Origin of the sequence: Sphingomonas sp. Root720 (genome assembly GCF_001428605.1) — a bacterium.
GTDB lineage: Bacteria > Pseudomonadota > Alphaproteobacteria > Sphingomonadales > Sphingomonadaceae > Rhizorhabdus.
The window spans coordinates 198,359-214,633 of sequence record NZ_LMID01000015.1; the positions used below are offsets into that span (position 1 = coordinate 198,359).

17 protein-coding genes and 1 tRNA gene are annotated in these 16,275 nt (G+C 67.1%); 6 read left to right on the forward strand and 12 right to left on the reverse strand.

From position 1 onward, the window contains the following. Positions 1-44 precede the first annotated feature (44 nt). Positions 45-962, forward strand: a complete 918-nt coding sequence (locus tag ASE22_RS23065) for an MlaA family lipoprotein (protein WP_235536342.1) — start codon at positions 45-47, stop codon at positions 960-962. A 139-nt stretch (positions 963-1,101) separates the two neighbouring features. Continuing rightward, on the forward strand, positions 1,102-1,296 hold the full coding sequence (locus ASE22_RS23070; protein WP_056365253.1) for a hypothetical protein: 195 nt from the start codon (positions 1,102-1,104) through the stop codon (positions 1,294-1,296). 97 nt (positions 1,297-1,393) lie between these two features. Here the strand turns inward: ASE22_RS23070 and ASE22_RS23075 are convergent, their stop codons facing one another. The 6 genes from ASE22_RS23075 to ASE22_RS23100 all read right to left on the reverse strand — a co-directional run bounded on the left by ASE22_RS23075 (position 1,394) and on the right by ASE22_RS23100 (position 7,238). Beyond that, a complete protein-coding gene (locus ASE22_RS23075) occupies positions 1,394-2,179 on the reverse strand; it encodes an acid phosphatase (RefSeq protein WP_056365257.1) in 786 nt (261 codons plus the stop codon). 54 nt (positions 2,180-2,233) lie between these two features. Beyond that, on the reverse strand, positions 2,234-3,019 hold the full coding sequence (locus tag ASE22_RS23080; RefSeq protein WP_056366128.1) for a CpsD/CapB family tyrosine-protein kinase: 786 nt from the start codon (positions 3,017-3,019) through the stop codon (positions 2,234-2,236). Further along, entirely contained in the window at positions 3,016-4,467 is a 1,452-nt protein-coding gene (locus tag ASE22_RS23085; RefSeq protein ID WP_056365260.1) for a GumC family protein, read from the reverse strand. Before ASE22_RS23085 ends, ASE22_RS23080 begins: the two co-directional genes overlap by 4 nt. Beyond that, a complete protein-coding gene (locus ASE22_RS23090; RefSeq protein WP_056365263.1) occupies positions 4,467-5,633 on the reverse strand; it encodes a hypothetical protein in 1,167 nt (388 codons plus the stop codon). Before ASE22_RS23090 ends, ASE22_RS23085 begins: the two co-directional genes overlap by 1 nt. A 17-nt stretch (positions 5,634-5,650) precedes the next feature. Further along, positions 5,651-6,292, reverse strand: a complete 642-nt coding sequence (locus tag ASE22_RS23095) for a polysaccharide biosynthesis/export family protein (protein WP_082545590.1) — start codon at positions 6,290-6,292, stop codon at positions 5,651-5,653. 667 nt (positions 6,293-6,959) lie between these two features. Continuing rightward, positions 6,960-7,238 carry an integration host factor subunit beta gene (locus tag ASE22_RS23100; protein ID WP_056601488.1) on the reverse strand — a complete coding sequence of 93 codons (279 nt, stop codon included), beginning with the start codon at positions 7,236-7,238 and terminating at the stop codon, positions 6,960-6,962. 262 nt (positions 7,239-7,500) lie between these two features. Between ASE22_RS23100 and ASE22_RS23105 the strand changes: the two genes are divergently transcribed. Beyond that, positions 7,501-7,866 (forward strand): c-type cytochrome, encoded by a 366-nt coding sequence (locus ASE22_RS23105; protein WP_056365270.1) that lies wholly within the window; start codon positions 7,501-7,503, stop codon positions 7,864-7,866. Between the two features lie 43 nt (positions 7,867-7,909). Here ASE22_RS23105 and ASE22_RS23110 read toward each other — a convergent pair whose 3' ends face one another. Then, the gene (locus ASE22_RS23110) at positions 7,910-8,911 is read right to left on the reverse strand and encodes a hypothetical protein (protein ID WP_056366134.1); all 1,002 of its coding nucleotides are present in this window, start codon (positions 8,909-8,911) and stop codon (positions 7,910-7,912) included. Between the two features lie 187 nt (positions 8,912-9,098). On the opposite strand from ASE22_RS23110, the gene ASE22_RS23115 reads away from it, so the two are divergent. After that, complete coding sequence (locus ASE22_RS23115) at positions 9,099-9,896, forward strand: hypothetical protein (protein WP_056365273.1); 798 nt, start codon at positions 9,099-9,101, stop codon at positions 9,894-9,896. A gap of 92 nt (positions 9,897-9,988) precedes the next feature. On the opposite strand, the gene ASE22_RS23120 is transcribed toward ASE22_RS23115, so the two are convergent. Further along, positions 9,989-10,074: transfer RNA gene (locus tag ASE22_RS23120), tRNA-Tyr, on the reverse strand. A gap of 125 nt (positions 10,075-10,199) precedes the next feature. On the opposite strand from ASE22_RS23120, the gene rlmB reads away from it, so the two are divergent. Beyond that, on the forward strand, positions 10,200-10,943 hold the full coding sequence (gene rlmB, locus ASE22_RS23125; RefSeq protein WP_056365276.1) for a 23S rRNA (guanosine(2251)-2'-O)-methyltransferase RlmB: 744 nt from the start codon (positions 10,200-10,202) through the stop codon (positions 10,941-10,943). A gap of 265 nt (positions 10,944-11,208) precedes the next feature. On the opposite strand, the gene ASE22_RS23130 is transcribed toward rlmB, so the two are convergent. Then, the gene (locus ASE22_RS23130) at positions 11,209-11,526 is read right to left on the reverse strand and encodes a 2Fe-2S iron-sulfur cluster-binding protein (protein ID WP_056365279.1); all 318 of its coding nucleotides are present in this window, start codon (positions 11,524-11,526) and stop codon (positions 11,209-11,211) included. A gap of 81 nt (positions 11,527-11,607) precedes the next feature. Here ASE22_RS23130 and ASE22_RS23135 point away from each other — a divergent pair, with 81 nt between their 5' ends. After that, positions 11,608-12,261 carry a DNA-3-methyladenine glycosylase family protein gene (locus ASE22_RS23135; RefSeq protein WP_056365282.1) on the forward strand — a complete coding sequence of 218 codons (654 nt, stop codon included), beginning with the start codon at positions 11,608-11,610 and terminating at the stop codon, positions 12,259-12,261. 20 nt (positions 12,262-12,281) lie between these two features. Here ASE22_RS23135 and pheT read toward each other — a convergent pair whose 3' ends face one another. The 3 genes from pheT to ASE22_RS23150 all read right to left on the reverse strand — a co-directional run bounded on the left by pheT (position 12,282) and on the right by ASE22_RS23150 (position 16,183). Further along, positions 12,282-14,660 (reverse strand): phenylalanine--tRNA ligase subunit beta, encoded by a 2,379-nt coding sequence (gene pheT / locus ASE22_RS23140; protein WP_056365285.1) that lies wholly within the window; start codon positions 14,658-14,660, stop codon positions 12,282-12,284. Continuing rightward, complete coding sequence (gene pheS / locus ASE22_RS23145; RefSeq protein WP_056365288.1) at positions 14,657-15,739, reverse strand: phenylalanine--tRNA ligase subunit alpha; 1,083 nt, start codon at positions 15,737-15,739, stop codon at positions 14,657-14,659. Before pheS ends, pheT begins: the two co-directional genes overlap by 4 nt. Before the next feature lie 114 nt (positions 15,740-15,853). Further along, complete coding sequence (locus ASE22_RS23150) at positions 15,854-16,183, reverse strand: GIY-YIG nuclease family protein (RefSeq protein WP_056365291.1); 330 nt, start codon at positions 16,181-16,183, stop codon at positions 15,854-15,856. Between the last annotated feature and the right edge of the window lie 92 nt (positions 16,184-16,275).

The window sequence follows — 16,275 nt, forward strand, 5'->3', positions numbered from 1 at the left end:
GAAAGGGGACATCGACAATGCATGCTTCGCGTTCTTTGGCGAAGATGACTGGCGCCGTGGCGTTCGCCCTGGCCCTATCGGCTTGCACCACCAGCCGCGTCGGCACCGACCGGCTTGCGGAGAAGGATCCGCTCGAAGGCTTCAACCGCACCATCTGGGCCGTCAACCGCGGCGCCGACAAGGTCGTGGTCAAGCCCGTCACCCAGGTCTACCGGGCGGTCGCCCCGAAGCCGGCGCGCGACGGCGTCCGCAATTTCTTCGCGAATGTCGGGGAGCCCTTCTCGCTCATCAACAACATCCTGCAGGGCAAGGGGGACCGCGCGGTCCGCAATCTCGGCCGCTTCCTGATCAACACCACCGCCGGCATCGGCGGTCTGTTCGACCAGGCCAGCCGCCTCGGCGTACGGCCCGCAACCGAGGATTTCGGCCAGACGCTGGCCGCGTGGGGCGCCAATGGCGGCCCTTATCTGGTCCTGCCGCTACTCGGCCCCTCCACGCTGCGCGACGGTGTCGGAACCGGCGTGTCGCAACTCGCCGATCCCTATCGGGTCTGCCTGCGCGAATGTGGCCTGCCCAAGGGCCTGCCGACCGGCATGACCGTGCTGGAGGTGATCAGCATCCGCGACGGCCTGATCGCGACCGGCGCCGACAACTTCCTGGAGTCCAGCCTCGACCCTTATACCGCAGCGCGGTCGGCCTTCCTGCAACGCAGGCGCGCCCAGATTCTCAACCAGGACGGTGACGACGCGGCGGCGGAAACATCGGCGGCGGCCGATGCCGAAGCGAATCCCGTCAGCGACGACGGCCTGGGCGCGGCCGATGCGGACGCAGGAATCCCGGGGGCCGATACGGCTCCGTCTCCCGATGCATCCCCGGTGGCGGCCCCCGTTCCGGACGGCGCCGAAACGGCCGGCGAGCCCAGTGTTCCGGCCGCTTCGGAACAGCCGAAACAGCCGAATTAACTACCGGAACAAGAGACATTGCATCGCACTGCGCAAAACTGTAAGAAGTCCCAGCCTGTTTCGGGGGGAAACAAGCCTGAACGTGATTGGATCGTTCGAGCCACTCTCTTTCTTTAATTCACTTCCGGAGAATTCGATCATGAAGAAGATCGTTGCGCTTTCGCTCATCGCCGCTGCCTCGCTGACCGTCGCTGCCTGCAAGAAGGAAACGACTGTCGTCGAGAACAACACCACCGTCGTCGACAACACCGCCGACGCGATGGCCGACACCAATGCCGCCATGGCGGACTCGAATGCGATGGCTCCGGCAGACAACGCTTCGAACGCGATGTAATCCGGCTGGCGGCCGCTTCAGCGGCCGCCGCCAAGGATCGGGAAGGCCGTGCCCCTTGGGGGCGCGGCCTTTTTCGTTGCCCGCATTCCGCCGCGAATCAGCGGAAAATCGGCTGGGTGACGAGCGGTTCCTCGACCACGCAGGCCTGTACCGACGGCGCGTTGCCGAGCTTGCGAAGGGCCGCCAGCTCGGCCCGGGCCGCGACGACCGCATCGGCATAGGCCTGTTCGGTGCGCACCACCGTCATGGTCGACGATGCGACCATCCGGCCTGCCTCCACCGCGCTCATATTATGCACCCCGCAGACGATCCGGCTCTCGCCATAGGCCCGGGCCCGGGCGAGGATCGGCGCGGCCCGCTCATGGAGGATCTCGGCGAGGACCAGGCCCCAGGTCCAGCCGCGGGTCGCATGGCCCGACGGATAGTCGTAGCTCATCGCCAGCGCGTCGGTCTGCGGCTCGCAGGTCTCGCCCGAATCGATCACGAAAGGCCGCTTCTTCTTGTAGAAGGCCTTGAGCTCGGTGGTTTCGCGCCCGCTATCGCGGGCCGCCTTCTCCAGCAACGCCGCCGTCTTCGGAGCATTGGCCGGGGTCATGGAGATCCCGGCGGCACAGGAAAAGCCGCGCATCATCGACGTGGTGTCGCTGGGCACGTCGGCCACTGCCAGGTCCCAGCGCGGCGTCCCCTTGAGGGCGCGGGTGAGCCTGAATATCTCGCGGTCGGCAACGCCCCGCGCTTCCTGCGGAATCGGTGCGGGCGAGACGACATCGATGAGGTTGAGGTAGCCCGGATCGAGAAAGCTCGCCTGCGGCGCCGCCGCGATCGCGATGCCGGCTGCTCCGGCGAGCACGGCCAGCTTCCAGGCCCGACGCAGCACCTTCATCCCCTGTTCTCCCCGCCATGATCGCTGCCCGGCGGCGGCATCGGCGCGCCAGGCTCAATCGCTGTAATAACCGCCATAGCGCTTGGCCTGGCCATAGCCATAGCCATAATCGTCGGCGACGAAGCCCGCGCTGTAACGGTTGAGCACGGTGCCGATGCAAGGAGCCGGGGTGAGCAGCCGGAAGCTGTCCCGGACCTGCTTACGCGTGGTGACGCCGTCCTCCACCACCATCAGATAGGCGTCGATCTTCTGGCTGACGATGACGGCATCGTCATTGGCGAACACCGGCGGCAGATCGCACAGGCACAGGCTGTTCTCGGGCAGCTGGCGCATCGCCGCGATCAGCGAGTCCATCCGGGGCGACGCCATCAGCTCGTCGGATGCGGCGGCGTTGGGATAGCTGGGGAAGATGGTGAGCTGCTCGTTCGGGATGGTACGCGCCACCTGCCGCAGGTCGTTGATCGTCCCGTCGAGATAATGCGAGACCCCGACCTCGCCCGTCAGCCCGAAATTCCTGGCGATGGTCGAGCGGCGCAGGTCGAAGTCAAACAGATAGGTGTGCAGGTCGGGCGTCCGCGCCAGCGCGGCGGCGAGATTCGACGCGACGAAGCTCTTGCCGACCTTCGGCGTCGGCGAGGTGATGCCGATGATCCGCCAGCCGCGCGCGCGCGCGATCCGCAGCAGCTGCGCGCGCAACAGGGTGAAGGGGCGCGACCGCATGTCGCGGCTGTCGAAGCCGTAGATTCCGGTCTCGCGCAGCCGTTCGAAGCCGGTCGATCGGTCGGCATCCCCCGGCACGGTCGCGGCCGGCTCTACCGGCTCGGGCGGGACATAGCTCATGCCCGGGCCGCCCGCCGCCGCCACAGGAAGCCGCCCCTTTTCTTGCGGCCCTTGGCGCGACGCTTGGGCTTCAAGGTCGGTATGACCACGAGCGGGCCGACGCCGAGCAGCGACTGCAACGCCGCCGAGCCGCGGATCGGCCGCCGCAGCAGCTCGACGAGCATCGCCAGGGTGAGACCGACCGTGATCCCCACCGCGAAACCGCCGATGATCAGCAGGGCGCGGTTGGGCGAATTGGGCTCGTCGGGCAAGGTCGGCGGATCGACCAGCACGAGCCGCTCGCCGCGCTGCTCGGCGGCCATCTTCTGCGCCGCTTCGGCCGCCAGCAGATTGCCGGAGATACGATCGTAATTGGCGCGCAGGCCGTCGGACTTGGCCTCGAGCTGGCGGATGCTCTCCTCGATCAACGGCGCCGCGCTCTGGGCGGAGACGGCCGCGCTGGCGCGCGACATGTCGGCCGACTTGGCGCCGTTGAGCGAGGCGATGGTGCGGTTGTTGGCGGCGATCTGCGCGGTGACGGCCGGGTTGTTGCGCGGACCGGTATTGGCCTTGGCCGCGGCGCGGGCCTCGGTCAGCCGCTGCCGCGCGGCGATCACGTCGGGATGATTGTCCGAATAGAGCGCCTGGGCGGCGGCCAGCCCGGTCTCCGCCTGCGACACCCGTTCGTCGGCATTGGTGCTGCCGCTGTTCAGCTTCGCCTGCAGCTCGCTATTCTCGCGCTGGAGCTGGGAGATCTGCACGTCGTAATTGGCGGTCGACGGGATGAAGCCGCCGATCCGCGACAACGCCAGCCCGTTGCGCGACTTGATCTCGGCGATCTTGCCCTCGATCTCGCTGATCTGGCCCTGGATCTGGGCGGACTGGTCGCGCAGGAAACCGACGGTGGCATCGGCCTGCGCCGCCAGCTGGGTGCTGTCGAGCTTGAGCAGCCTTTCGGTGAACTGTTGCGTCACCGCCTGCGCCTTGCCCGGATCCGAATAGGTGAAGGCGACCGAGAAGGCGATCGTGTTCGACGTGCCGCGCCGTTCGGCGAGCTTGTCGATCCCCGCCGTCACCGGCGTGATGGCGGTCGCGCCGCGCATTCGCTCGATGATCGCGGACAGCGACTGGGAGCGGCGCTGCGAAGGATAGAGATCGTTCTGCCGGATCAGCTCGATCAGGCCGGGCCGGCTCAATATCTGCTGCTTGATCCGGGCGATCCGCTGGTCGATCAGGTCGTCGACCGACGTGGCGGCGATCGCCTCGGGCAGCTCCTTGGATTCGACGACGACCGTGGCCGAGGACCGGTAGAGGGCCGGCAGGCCGTAGGCGAGCCCGATGCCGGTCCCCGCGCCGACGACGAACGGGATCAGGACGAGCCAGCGGCGCTGGACGAGGATCTGCGGCAGATAGGCCAGCAGGCCGTCCGCAAGCTCGACGTCGCCCATCTGGTCGGCCGGGTCGTTCATCACCGCCCCGTCAGCTGCAGCCTGGCGAAGACCTCGCCGCCGATGTCGGCCTTGACCGGGAAGCCCTGGCCATAGACGTCGCGATACCGGCCTTCGGCACCGATGGTCAGGCCACGGAGCACCCGCCAGTCGAGCCCGGCGACGCCGGTGACGAACTGGCGCGTGCCCAGGCCACCCGCCTGCGACTTGCTGCGCGAATAGCTGCCGGTCCAGGTGAAGCCGACCCGTTCGGTGAGCGCGCGGCGGTAATTGACGCCGAGTTGGGTCTGCTCGACCGTGCCGCCGGCGCCCGAGGCGCTGACCGAGCGATCGCCGTAGAAGCAGAAATGGTCCTTCGCGCCGGTGTGGCAGAGCTCGAGCGAGCCCGAAAGGCCGGTGGAGTTGGCGCTGCGCGGCGCGCCCACCACCGTGAAGGGCAGCGACAGGTCGCTGAACGACACCCCGAGCGACGCATCGACCGTCCAGCTCTGGCTGAGCTGCGACGAGAAGGTGACCGACGGCTGCATGATCAGCGTGCTCAGGCCGGGCGTGTCATAGTCGATCTTGTAGACCGAGCCGCTGATCCCGATCTTCGAGCGTGGGCTGACCGCGTGCTGCCAGCCGACGCGGCCGCCATAATTGTCCGAATCGTTGCCGGGCGGGCCGTTGCGATAGCGGTTCGCGGTATAGCCGCCGTCGACCGAGACCGTATCCTTGGGGCCCACCTGGTACTGGAAGCCACCGCTGGCGCTGTACGTGTCGGCGCGGCGGCGCAGGCCGATCAGGTTGACGTCGGGATTGTCTGCCGGATTGCCGGTGACGTTGTCGTTGCCCTGGCCGATGATCCCGCTGTCGTAGCGCAGCGCGGCGAAGACGCTCAGCTTCGGCGTGACCTGCTGCTGCGCCGCCAGCTCGCCGCCGTAGCGATCGGCCTTGCCATACTTCTCGAGATAGGCGGTCCGGTCGAAATGGCCCGACAGCGAGACCTGCCCCTTCTCCGACTGCCTGACCAGCTTCGGCGCGATCCCGGTCTCGACATAGGTGGCGGAAAGATCGCTCCCCGCCGACAGGAAGGGATTGGTGTCGTACCCCAGCCGGTAATTGGTCTCGACCGTCAGCTTGGTCGTGGCGGACAGCGCCGGGCCACTCGCGACGAGGCCGGCGACGATCAGAACCGAACAGCGCATCCCCCGACGCATCCCCCTCATGGCACCACCACGGTATCGCCGCTCTGCAGTTCGACGATCGCGCCCCGGAGGTCGCTTGCCGATGGCGATCCTTTCATGGCCGTGTCGAGCCGGACGTCGATCACCTGGATCTGCGAGCCCTGCTTGCGGTAGATCTTCACCCGGCCGAGATCGGCGAACTCGGTCGGCCCGCCGGCGATGCTGATCGCCTCGAGCACGTTGACGTAATGGCCGGGGGTGAAGGCGCCCGGCGCCCGCACCTTGCCCGCGACCGAGAAGCTGAGGCCGCTCGGATTCTTCACCGACACGGTCACCCTGGGAACGGTATTGCGATACTGATCGGCCAACCCGGCCACGATCACTCCCTCGAGATCGGTGGGCAGCTTGTTGAGCGCGTCGATCCGGCCGACGAGCGGAAAGGAGACGCTGCCGTCGGGGAGAACCTTGAGCACGCGCTGGAGGCGATCGTCGCCCCAGACGTAGATCTCGATCTCGTCGCCGGGATTGATCCGGTAGGGCTTGAGCGGCGCGGCCGGCGCCGGCGCGACGGGCGCCGCGGCGGCCGGAACCGGCTGCGCGGCGGCCAAGGACGGCCCGGACAGGGACAACGCCCCCGCCAGAGCCGATAGTGCCGCCTTCGCCATGCCCCTTTTACGCATCACAGCCCCGTCAATCCCCGCATCCGGCCGCTCCCGAACGGGCGAGCCGGCGCCGAAGGAACAGCCTTGCGCACGCTCAGCGCACGGTGTTGCGCGACAATTGCCCCAAAAACACGCCGCGTGAAACAGAAAAAGCCTGTGCAAACCGTGACTTTGCATATGCTAACAATTGCCAGCGCGATCCGACCGGTGCTTTTGCCGGGCCTATGCGGCGCGTAGCCGAAGCCTGGGAGCCGGGACCGGGAGGCTGTGGTGCGGGCGGGGGGAATCGAACCCCCACAGGTCTCGCGACCTTACGGATTTTCGTACCACTTCGGCTTTCGCCGCCGATCCGGCCGCGGTCGACCGGTTCGTTCGTGGTCTGGACTATCCCTTCGCCCTATCCGCCGCCTTCACAAAGAAGCGGCGGACGTAGGCGCTGCCCGTCTAGTCTCTACACCTTCCGCGCGGTTTACGTCCTGCGACGTCGGCCGGCGGCTTGGCTCGGGATCACCAGGAAACAGGCTTCCCCGAATTTGAGCAGTTCTGCACCATGGGTTTCCCGATGGGCACTCGAATGTGGATTCAAGTCCGTTGCGTCTACCAGTTTCGCCACGCCCGCAGCGTCGCTGCCGGTGCATAACCAGCCTCGCCGGACGCGCCAAGCGCGAATCGGTCGGCCGCGTCGTCAGACGTTAAGGCGGACCCGCATTTCCTTTCCGGGCTTGAAATAGGGCACGCGCTTCGCCGAAACCGGCACGGTATCGCCAGTCCTGGGATTTCGCCCGACCCGCGCACTCCGCGCCCGCGTAGAAAAAGCGCCGAAACCGCGAAGCTCCACGCGGCCACCTTCGGCCAGCCTCTTGGTAATCGCATCGAACAAGGTCGACACGATCTTCTCCACTTCTTTGGGAGAAAGGTCGGGATTATCCTGCGACAGCAACTGTACCAGTTCTGATCTGATCACGAATCGACCCCCTTCGACGTCGCTGTCAAACCGGCAAATACTCATCGGGCATGAATAGCCGCCGTCAACGACAAAGCCTGCCCCATCAGGCCCGTTCTGATTTCCATCTAGCTATAAAAACGCGATCAAATCAATCGGAGTCGAGCAGGAGGCCGCCGACGCGGCCGGTCGTCGTTCAGCCTTGCGACAGGCGGCCACCAGCAATAGACGGTCCAGCGTCGCGAGCGGCCATGGCGGCCGCCCGGCCTGGAAAGGGTCTTCAATGCTCAAGCGCCTTGCACTTGCCTCGATCGTCGCCGCTTCGCTGGGGGCGCCTGCACTGGCTGCCCCGCTGCCCAAGCCGCCGGCGTTCGGCGTGTGCGGTGCCTGTCACAAGGTCGACAAGGGCGCCCCGAACGGAATCGGCCCCAATCTGTTCGGCATCGCCAACACCAAGGCGGGCGACGTGGCCGGCTTCAACTTCTCGCCCGCGATGAAGAATTCGAAGCTCAAATGGACCCGCGCCAATCTGATCGCCTTCATCCAGGAGCCGCAGAAGACCGTGCCGGGCAACCGCATGCCGTTCGGCGGCCTCAAGAATCCGGATTCGGCGGCGATGATCGCCGACTATATCCTCTCGCTGAAATAGAACGATCGCGCGGTTTCGAGGCGGAACAAGGACGGGGAGCGGCTCACCTGTCCGCCGTCTCGAGCATGCGATCGAACAGCGTGCGGGCCGCCGCCTCGATCGGGGCGCCCGTATAGTCGAAGCGCGGGTCGGTCGACAGCGGATAGAAATTCATCGTGGCGTTCGCCTCGAACAGCAACGCGCGCCCGTCGGGCAGCAGCGCGAAATCGATCCCGAAATAGTCGAGCGGCATCCGCGCCCGGACCCCGAGCATCGCCTGCCGCGCCGGTGCCGGCAGACCGTCCAGGCCGCGGTCGAGCAGGGTGCGCTCGACGCCGATCCAGTGCGGATGGCCGCCCATGAACCGCTCGCGGTCCGGCCCGTGCACATTCCATCGGTCAGACACCAGCATATGGCGTACCAGCGACGCCGCCCCGAACCAGTAGAGCCGGATCTTGTGATAGAGCGCGTCGGCGTCGCGCGTGTCGACGAAGCTGGTCAGCAGATAGGTCTTCGCCGGGTCGAGGCGGGCCTCCAGCTCCTCGGGCCCGGGCACGAGCGCGACGATCTCGCCATTGTGCGTACCGGGCCGGCGCAGGATCGCGGGAAAGGTGACGCCGGCGCGTTCGATCGCGACCTTCGCGAGATGGGGGCGGCCCTTGAAGCGGGCGACCGCGGGCACGACCAGCCCTTCGATCCCGGCGAGCAGGCGGCTGACCCTGTCCCGCCCGGTCGCCAGCACCGCGTCCGGCGAATTGACGACCCGGCCGGGAAAGCCGCGCAGGAAGCGGCTCGCGGCGGCGAGCACCCTGGGATTGAGTTCGGGGTCGGTGACCAGGTTCAATACCGTCGCCACGGTATCGAGATTCGGCCTGGCCCGGATGCGCTCGAAATTACGGGGTATGTGGAGCCGCACGAAATCCCGGGGGTCGGATCGCAGCCGCCACAGGTCGGTACCACCCTCGTTGGCGACCGTCCCGCCTCCGGCCTGCACGACCCCGCTCTGGCTATCGCTGCCGAAGAGATGGGCGATACGGGTTCGGCCGTTCTGGGGTGGGGGCGACATGGATATGAGGTCGATCCGAAAGGAAACGCGTGCGAAATGCTCCACCAGGGCCTTGATGTAAAATGAAAATTTCCCCCGTAGCGGCATAACCGTCCGCTCTACCCGTGGAGCCCTACTTGACGTTACGCCCGGTCCAACGCCCTGTATGCCGTCGCGGTCGACGCCGCGAATCGAGAGGGGGCTTTCGATGCTCAAGATTTTTGTCGCGGTCGCCGGCTTCGCGCTTACGGTTGTAATTCCCGGACCTTCGGCCGCGGCGCCGCCGCCGAAGGAATTCTACCAAGAGATTCCGGGCACTGAAAACTACACCGAACGAAGCTCGACACCGCCTATCTTTATCAAGCCGGCGGGGGATCCAGAAAGCATTGTAAACTACATGTGGGAGCGGGGCTTCGTCCCGATCGGCTCTTCGGCCTTTTCCGGGCCGATGGGAAAACGGGAGGTCGCCCTGAAATTTGGGAAGGAGATAGGCGCCTCTCACATTGTCTACTTGGCGCAGTATGAGCAGACCAAGACAGGTATGAAACCTGTGATCCTGCCGAACATGTCCGCAACGACGGCGAGCGCCTCGGGGGTGGTTTCGGGCCGTGGCGGCCTGGTTTCCAGTATCCTGAGCGGGTCCGCCAGTACCTTCGGCTTTAGCTCGACTCTCACGCCTTGGAGCGTCGACCTTTACGAACAGACCTTATTATTTTTCGCACCGGTTAAGCCCGGCGGTACCGGCATGATGCTCGAACCCTTACCGGAGGAGCTTCGGCGTAAGCTCGGCACAAACCGTGCGCAGGCCGTTCGGGCACTTCGCATCGGGTATCCTGCCTACGAGGCGGATATCATGGTCGGAGATATCATCGTTGAGGTTGATAGCCAGCCGGCCAGCGTCGACCGATTGATCGCCGCTCAGGGTCGAATTGGCGAGCACAAATATAAAATTAGGCGTGGCGACGACGTCATCGAGAAGTCACTCACGATCACGCAGCCGAGATAATATTGGCATGAGGGTGCCGCAAACCCGCACACGCCCCAAGAGCCGAAGCCCATCGGAGGAACCGGTCGGTAACGATGAAAAATAAACGTTGATGGTGGAAGGGGCTGGATTCGAACCAGCGTACGCTTGCACGGGCAGATTTACAGTCTGCTGCCTTTAACCACTCGGCCACCCTTCCAGAGGCGCCTGAAGCGAGGCGGCTCAATGGCCAATCGGGGCCGGCCTGTCAACGCCCGGTGGCGGGAAAAATGACGAACGCCGCGACGCTTGCGCGAAACCACCCGCCATCGCTAAGGCGGGCATATGCGCAAAGGCCATCGTCCGTCCCAACCCGCCCAGGGCCGCCCCCGCTTCTGGGGGCGCCATGCCGTGCTCTCGGCCCTCGCCAACCCCGACCGCACCGTCAAGCGGCTGTGGGGCACGCGCGAGGCGGTCGCGGCGCTGGACCTGCCGCCCGTCATCCCGGTCACCTACGCCGATGCCGCCGACCTCGGCCGGCTGGTGCCGCACGACGCGCCGCACCAGGGACTGGTGATCGAGGTCGATCCCTTGCCCGACATCTGGCTGGGCGACCTGCTGGAGGCGGCACAGGGCGGCCGCGGCCCGCTCATCGTCCTCGACCAGGTCACCGATCCGCACAATGTCGGCGCGGTGCTGCGGTCGGCCGCCGCCTTCGACGCGGTCGGCATCGTCACCCAGGACCGACATTCGCCGCCCGAATCGGGCGCGCTCGCCCGGTCGGCGTCGGGGGCGCTGGAGCTGGTGCCATGGGTCCGGGTGGTCAATCTCGCCCGCGCGCTCGAGGAGATCGCCGAGGCCGGCTTCTGGCGGATCGGCCTGAGCGGCCACGCCAAGGGTACGCTGGCGCAGGTGATGGGGGATGCGCGAATCGCGATCGTGCTCGGCGCCGAGGGCGAGGGCATGCGCCAGAACACCGAGACGCATTGCGACGAACTGGCGAAGCTGCCGATCAGCCCCAGGGTCGAGAGCCTGAACATCTCGAACGCCGCGGCGATCGCGCTCTACGCGATAGCGACGCGCGGGTAATTTTGTTTTTGCCTCAGGTGCCGGCGGTCACATCCGTGACCTTGGCTATCCTCGCATAAGCTCGGGCGGCCGTTCGGCCTTGCGGGACATAAATGTCCCGACGCAGAGCTTATCGTCGGAGCCCGTCAGGGCTCCGCAAGCGCGAACGCGCGCCCGAGCTTATGCGAGGATAGCCAAGCAGGGCGGATGCCCTGCGCCCGGCGCTTGAGGGCTGAACAACAAAAGCAAGAATCAGGAGGATCGGGCGGTCGCCCGATCCTACAGCTCAATCTTCCGGCGCGATCGTGACGGTCAGGCCATCGAGATCGTCGGTCATCGTCAGCTGGCACGACAGGCGCGACCGCTCGTCGCGGTGGTCGCTGCTGTCGAGCAGGTCGTTCTCGTCGTCGCTCATCTCGGGGAGCACGCCGGTGAAGGCGGGATCGACGAAGACATGGCAGGTCGCGCAGGAACAGCACCCGCCGCAAAGCGCCAGCAATTCGTCGATTCCGGCATCGCGGATGACTTCCATCACCGACAGGCCGGCCTCGGCATCGAGGACCGATTCCTCACCCTCGCGCGTGACGACAACCAACTTGGGCATTAGCACTCCCCCGATTTGCAGGATCCGGATTTTGCGCGCCTATGTAGCGCGGAACCGGCGAAATCAAGAGCAGGAACCGAAATGAGCCTTTCCGCCGACCAGTTGCGCCGCAGCCTCGATGCCCTCGCGGATGTCGAACCGGCTTTCCGGCACATGATCGGATCGATCGGCTATCCCGAGCCGCGCATCCGCGCGCGCGGCTATCAGACCCTGCTGCGGACGATCGTCGGACAGCAGGTGAGCGTCGCCGCCGCCAATGCGATCTGGGCGAGGATGGAGGCGATGGTCGGCGCCGGGCTGATGCCCGAGGCGGTCGCCGCCGCGCCCGACGAGCTGCTGCGCGCCGCCGGCCTGTCGCGCCAGAAGGCGGCCTATGCCAAGAGCCTGGCCGACCATGTCGCGAGCGGGACGATCGATTTCGACCGGCTGCCGCCCGACGACGAGGAGGCGATCGCGCAGATGACCGCGATCAAGGGCATCGGCCGGTGGTCGGCCGAGATCTACCTGCTGTTCGCCGAGGGGCGGGGCGACATCTGGCCGGCCGGCGACCTCGCCGTGCAGATCGAGGTCGGCCGGCTGCTCGGCCTGCCCGAACGCCCCAGCGAGCGCGAGACGCGACGGCTGGCGCAGCGCTGGAGCCCGCACCGCGGCGCCGCGGCGGTCTTCACCTGGCACAGCTATTCGGCGCGGGCCGCGAGCGCGAAGGCGGGCAAAGCCGACAAGATGCCGCTCTGACGCCCTCCCCGGGGAGGGCGTCAGCCCCGCAAGCGCGCGCCCAGCTTCGCGGCGGCGGCGACGATCTTTTCGGAGATCGCGTGGAGGTCGGCGTCGGTGAAGCTCTTCTCGGCGGGCTGGAGCACCACCTCGATCGCGACCGACTTCTCGCCCTCGCCGACGCCCTGCCCCTGGAACAGGTCGAACAGGCGGGCGTCGGTGATCGCCGCCTTGTCGGCGCCGCGCACCGCGCGGAGCAGTTCGTCGACCGCGCGGTCGGCGGCGACGAGGAAGGCGAAGTCGCGGCGCACCGCCTGGAGCGGCGGCGGCGCATAGGCCTCGCGCATATGGTCCGCCGAGGCCCGCTTCACGGGGATCGCATCGAGGAAGATCTCGGCCGCGACGACGACGCCCTCGATGTCGAAGGCTCGCCCCACCGAGGGGTGCAGTTCGCCGAACTCGGCAAGCACCGTCTTGGGGCCAAGCCGCAAAGAGCCCGAGCGGCCGGGATGGTAGACCCCGCTCGACGCCGTGTCGAACAGCTGCAGCCGATCGACCGGCGCGCCGACCGCGCCGAGCATCGCTACCGCCTCGGCCTTGGCGTCGAAGGCGTCGAACGCCTGCGCCTTGCCGCTGCGCCAGTCGCGCGGGGTGCGGTCGCCGGCAAGCAGCAGACCGAGGGTCAGCCCCTCGCCGTCCGCAAGATAGCGGCGGCCGACCTCGAACAGCCGGATGCTGCCGGCCCCGCGATCGGCGTTGCGGCGCGCGGCCGCGATCAGCCCGGGCAGCAGCGAGGGCCGCATGATCTTCAGCTCCTCGCTGATCGGATTGGCGAGCGTCCAGGCGCCCCCGCCGAACGGGGCGGCCTCGGCCTCGCTGATGAAGCTCCAGGTCACCGCTTCGTTGAGGCCGCGCGCGGCGGCGGTGCGGCGGGCGCGGCGCTCGACCTTCTGCGCCTGGGTCGCGGTCGGACGGGCGACGCCCTCGCCGCGCGGCAGCGGGGTCGACGGGATATTGTCGATGCCGATGATGCGGACCACCTCCTCGACCAGGTCGGCCGGGCCGTCGACGTCGCGGCGCCAGCTCGGCACCGAGACGTTCCACACCGCGTCGATGCCGAAGCCCAGCGCCGAGAGGATCGAACGCTGGCGCTCGGGCTCGACGACGAGGCCGGCGACCTTCTCGGTCAGGGTCGGATCGTAGCGCAGCGCCTTGGTGCCCGACGGCGGGGTGCCCGCCTCGACGACCTGGGTCGGCGTGCCGCCGCACAGGTCGATCACCAGCCGGGTCGCGATGGCGAGGCCCTGCCCCAGGAACTGCGGATCGACGCCGCGCTCGAAACGGCTGCGCGCGTCGGACGCGAGGCCTAGCTTCTGGCCGGTGCGGGCGATCGCCTCGGGGGCGAAATAGGCGCACTCGATCAGCACGTCGGTGGTCGCGGCGGTGACGCCGGTCTTCTCGCCGCCCATGATCCCGCCGATGTCGTCGGGCCCGTTGGCGTCGGCGATCACCGTCATCGTCTCGTCGAGCGTGTAGCTTTTGCCGTTGAGCGCCAGCACCTGCTCGCCCGCCGCCGCCTTGCGCGCGACCAGCGGGCCGGCGAGCCTGGCGAGATCATAGACGTGCAGCGGGCGGCCATGGTCGAGCATCACATAGTTGGTGATGTCGACCAGCGCCGAGATCGGTCGCTGGCCGACCGCGATCAGCCGCTTGGCCAGCCATTCGGGGCTGTCGCCGTTGACGACGCCTTTCACCGCCCGGGCGAAGAAGGCGGGACAGCCCTCGGGATCGTCGGTGCGGATCTCGATCGGGCATTCGCCCTGCCCGGCGATGCTCGGCAGGTTGAGCGGCTTGAGCGTGCCGAGGCCCGCCGCCGCCAAGTCGCGGGCGATGCCGCGCACGCCCATGCAATCTTGCCGGTTCGGGGTGATCGCGACGTCGATGACGGGATCGGACAGCCCGGCCCATTCGACATAGGCCGCGCCGACCGGGGCATCCGCCGGCAGCTCGATGATGCCTTCATGCGCGTCGCTGAGCTGCAGCTCGCGCATCGAGCACATCATGCCGCGCGATTCGACGCCGCGGATCGCCGCGACCTTCAGGGTGACGTCGATGCCCGGGACATAGTCGCCCGGCCGCCCGAGCACGCCGACAAGGCCCGCGCGGGCGTTGGGGGCGCCGCAGACGATCTGCAGCGGCTCGCCGCCATCGCCGGCGTCGACCGACAGCACCTGCAGCTTGTCGGCCTGCGGATGGGGGGCAGCGGTCAGCACGCGCGCGATGCGGAAGGCGCCCAGCTTTTCGGCCGGATCCTCGACGCCCTCGACCTCGAGGCCGACCTTGGTCAGCCCTTCGAGCAGCGCGGTCAGGCTTACCTCGGTCTCGAGATGCTCCTTGAGCCAGCTCAGCGTGAACTTCATGCGCCGACTCCTCCCGACAGCGTGGGCACGTCGAGCGCGGCGAAGCCATAATGTTTCAGCCAGCGAAGATCGCCGTCGAAGAACGCGCGCAGGTCGTCCATCCCATATTTGAGCATGGCGAGCCGATCGATGCCGCAACCGAAGGCGAAGCCCTGCCATTCGTCGGGATCGAGGCCGCAATTGGCGATCACCCGCGAATGCACCATCCCCGAGCCGAGGATCTCCATCCAGCCGCCATTGGCCGCCGTCGGGTCACCGCCGATCACGCGGCGGCCCTTCTCCCAGGTGAAGCCGACGTCGACCTCGGCCGAGGGCTCGGTGAAGGGGAAGAAGCTGGGCCGCAGGCGCAGCACGATGTCGTCGCGCTCGAAGAAGGCCTTCACGAAGGTCTCCAGCGTCCACTTCAGATGGCCCATATGGATGCCGCGATCGATCACCAGCCCCTCGACCTGGTGGAACATCGGCGTGTGGGTCGCATCCGAATCCGACCGGTAGGTCCGCCCCGGCGCGATGATCCGGATCGGCGGCTTCTCGGTCATCATCGTGCGAATCTGCACCGGCGAGGTGTGGGTGCGCAGCAGCATCTTCCTTCCGTCCTCGGCGTCGGGGAAGTAGAAGGTGTCGTGCATCGCCCGCGCCGGGTGGGTTTCCGGAATGTTGAGCGCGGTGAAATTGTGCCAGTCGTCCTCGATCTCGGGGCCGGTCGCGACCGCAAAGCCCAGATCGGCGAAGATCTCGGCCAGTTCGTCCATCACCTGCGCGACCGGATGGACCGATCCCTGCATGCCGACGGAGACGGGCAGGCTCATGTCGAGCTTCTCCGTCGCCAGCCGCGCCTCGAGCGCGGCGCCTTCGAGGGTCGCCTTGCGATCGGCGATCGCCTGGGTAACCGCCTCGCGCAGCGCATGGATCTTCGGCCCTTCGGCCTGGCGCTGCTCGGGGGTCATCCCGCCGAGCGTCTTGAGCAACGCGGTGATCGTCCCCGACTTGCCCAGCATCCGCACGCGAATCGCCTCCAGTTCGGCGAGCGTTGCCGCCGATGCGATCTCCGAAAGCGCGTCCTGATTCTCTATCGTCACTGCAACCCCACATTCGTCATTCCCGCGAAGGCGGGAATCCATGGACGGCGAAGCGTCCGATATTCCACATCCCTATCCGTGGATTCCCGCTTTCGCGGGAATGACGGCAGATGTTCATATGCCCGCCGGAAAGCCGAACAACGTCACGGCGAGATCGTCCCAGCCGGGATTTCCCACCTCGATCAGCTCGATTTTCCAGGCTCTGTTCCACTTCTTAAGCTGCTTCTCCCGGGCGATCGCGGCCGCCATGTCGTCGAAGCTCTCGAAATGAACGAGGCGCGAAACCCCGTAGCGGCTGGTGAAGCCCTTGATCAAGCTTTCCCGGTGCTGATGGATCCGGCCAGGCAGATCGGAAGTCACTCCGACGTAAAGCGTACCGTGCCTGCCACTGGCGAGGATGTAGACCGCCGGCTGTTCTCCATCGCTCGCCTTCTCCCACGTCATTCCCGCGAAAGCGGGAATCCACGGCCACGAAGGACAAGAGGCTCCTGCGGGCCGCCATCCATGGATTCCCGCTTTCGCGGGAATGACGTTCA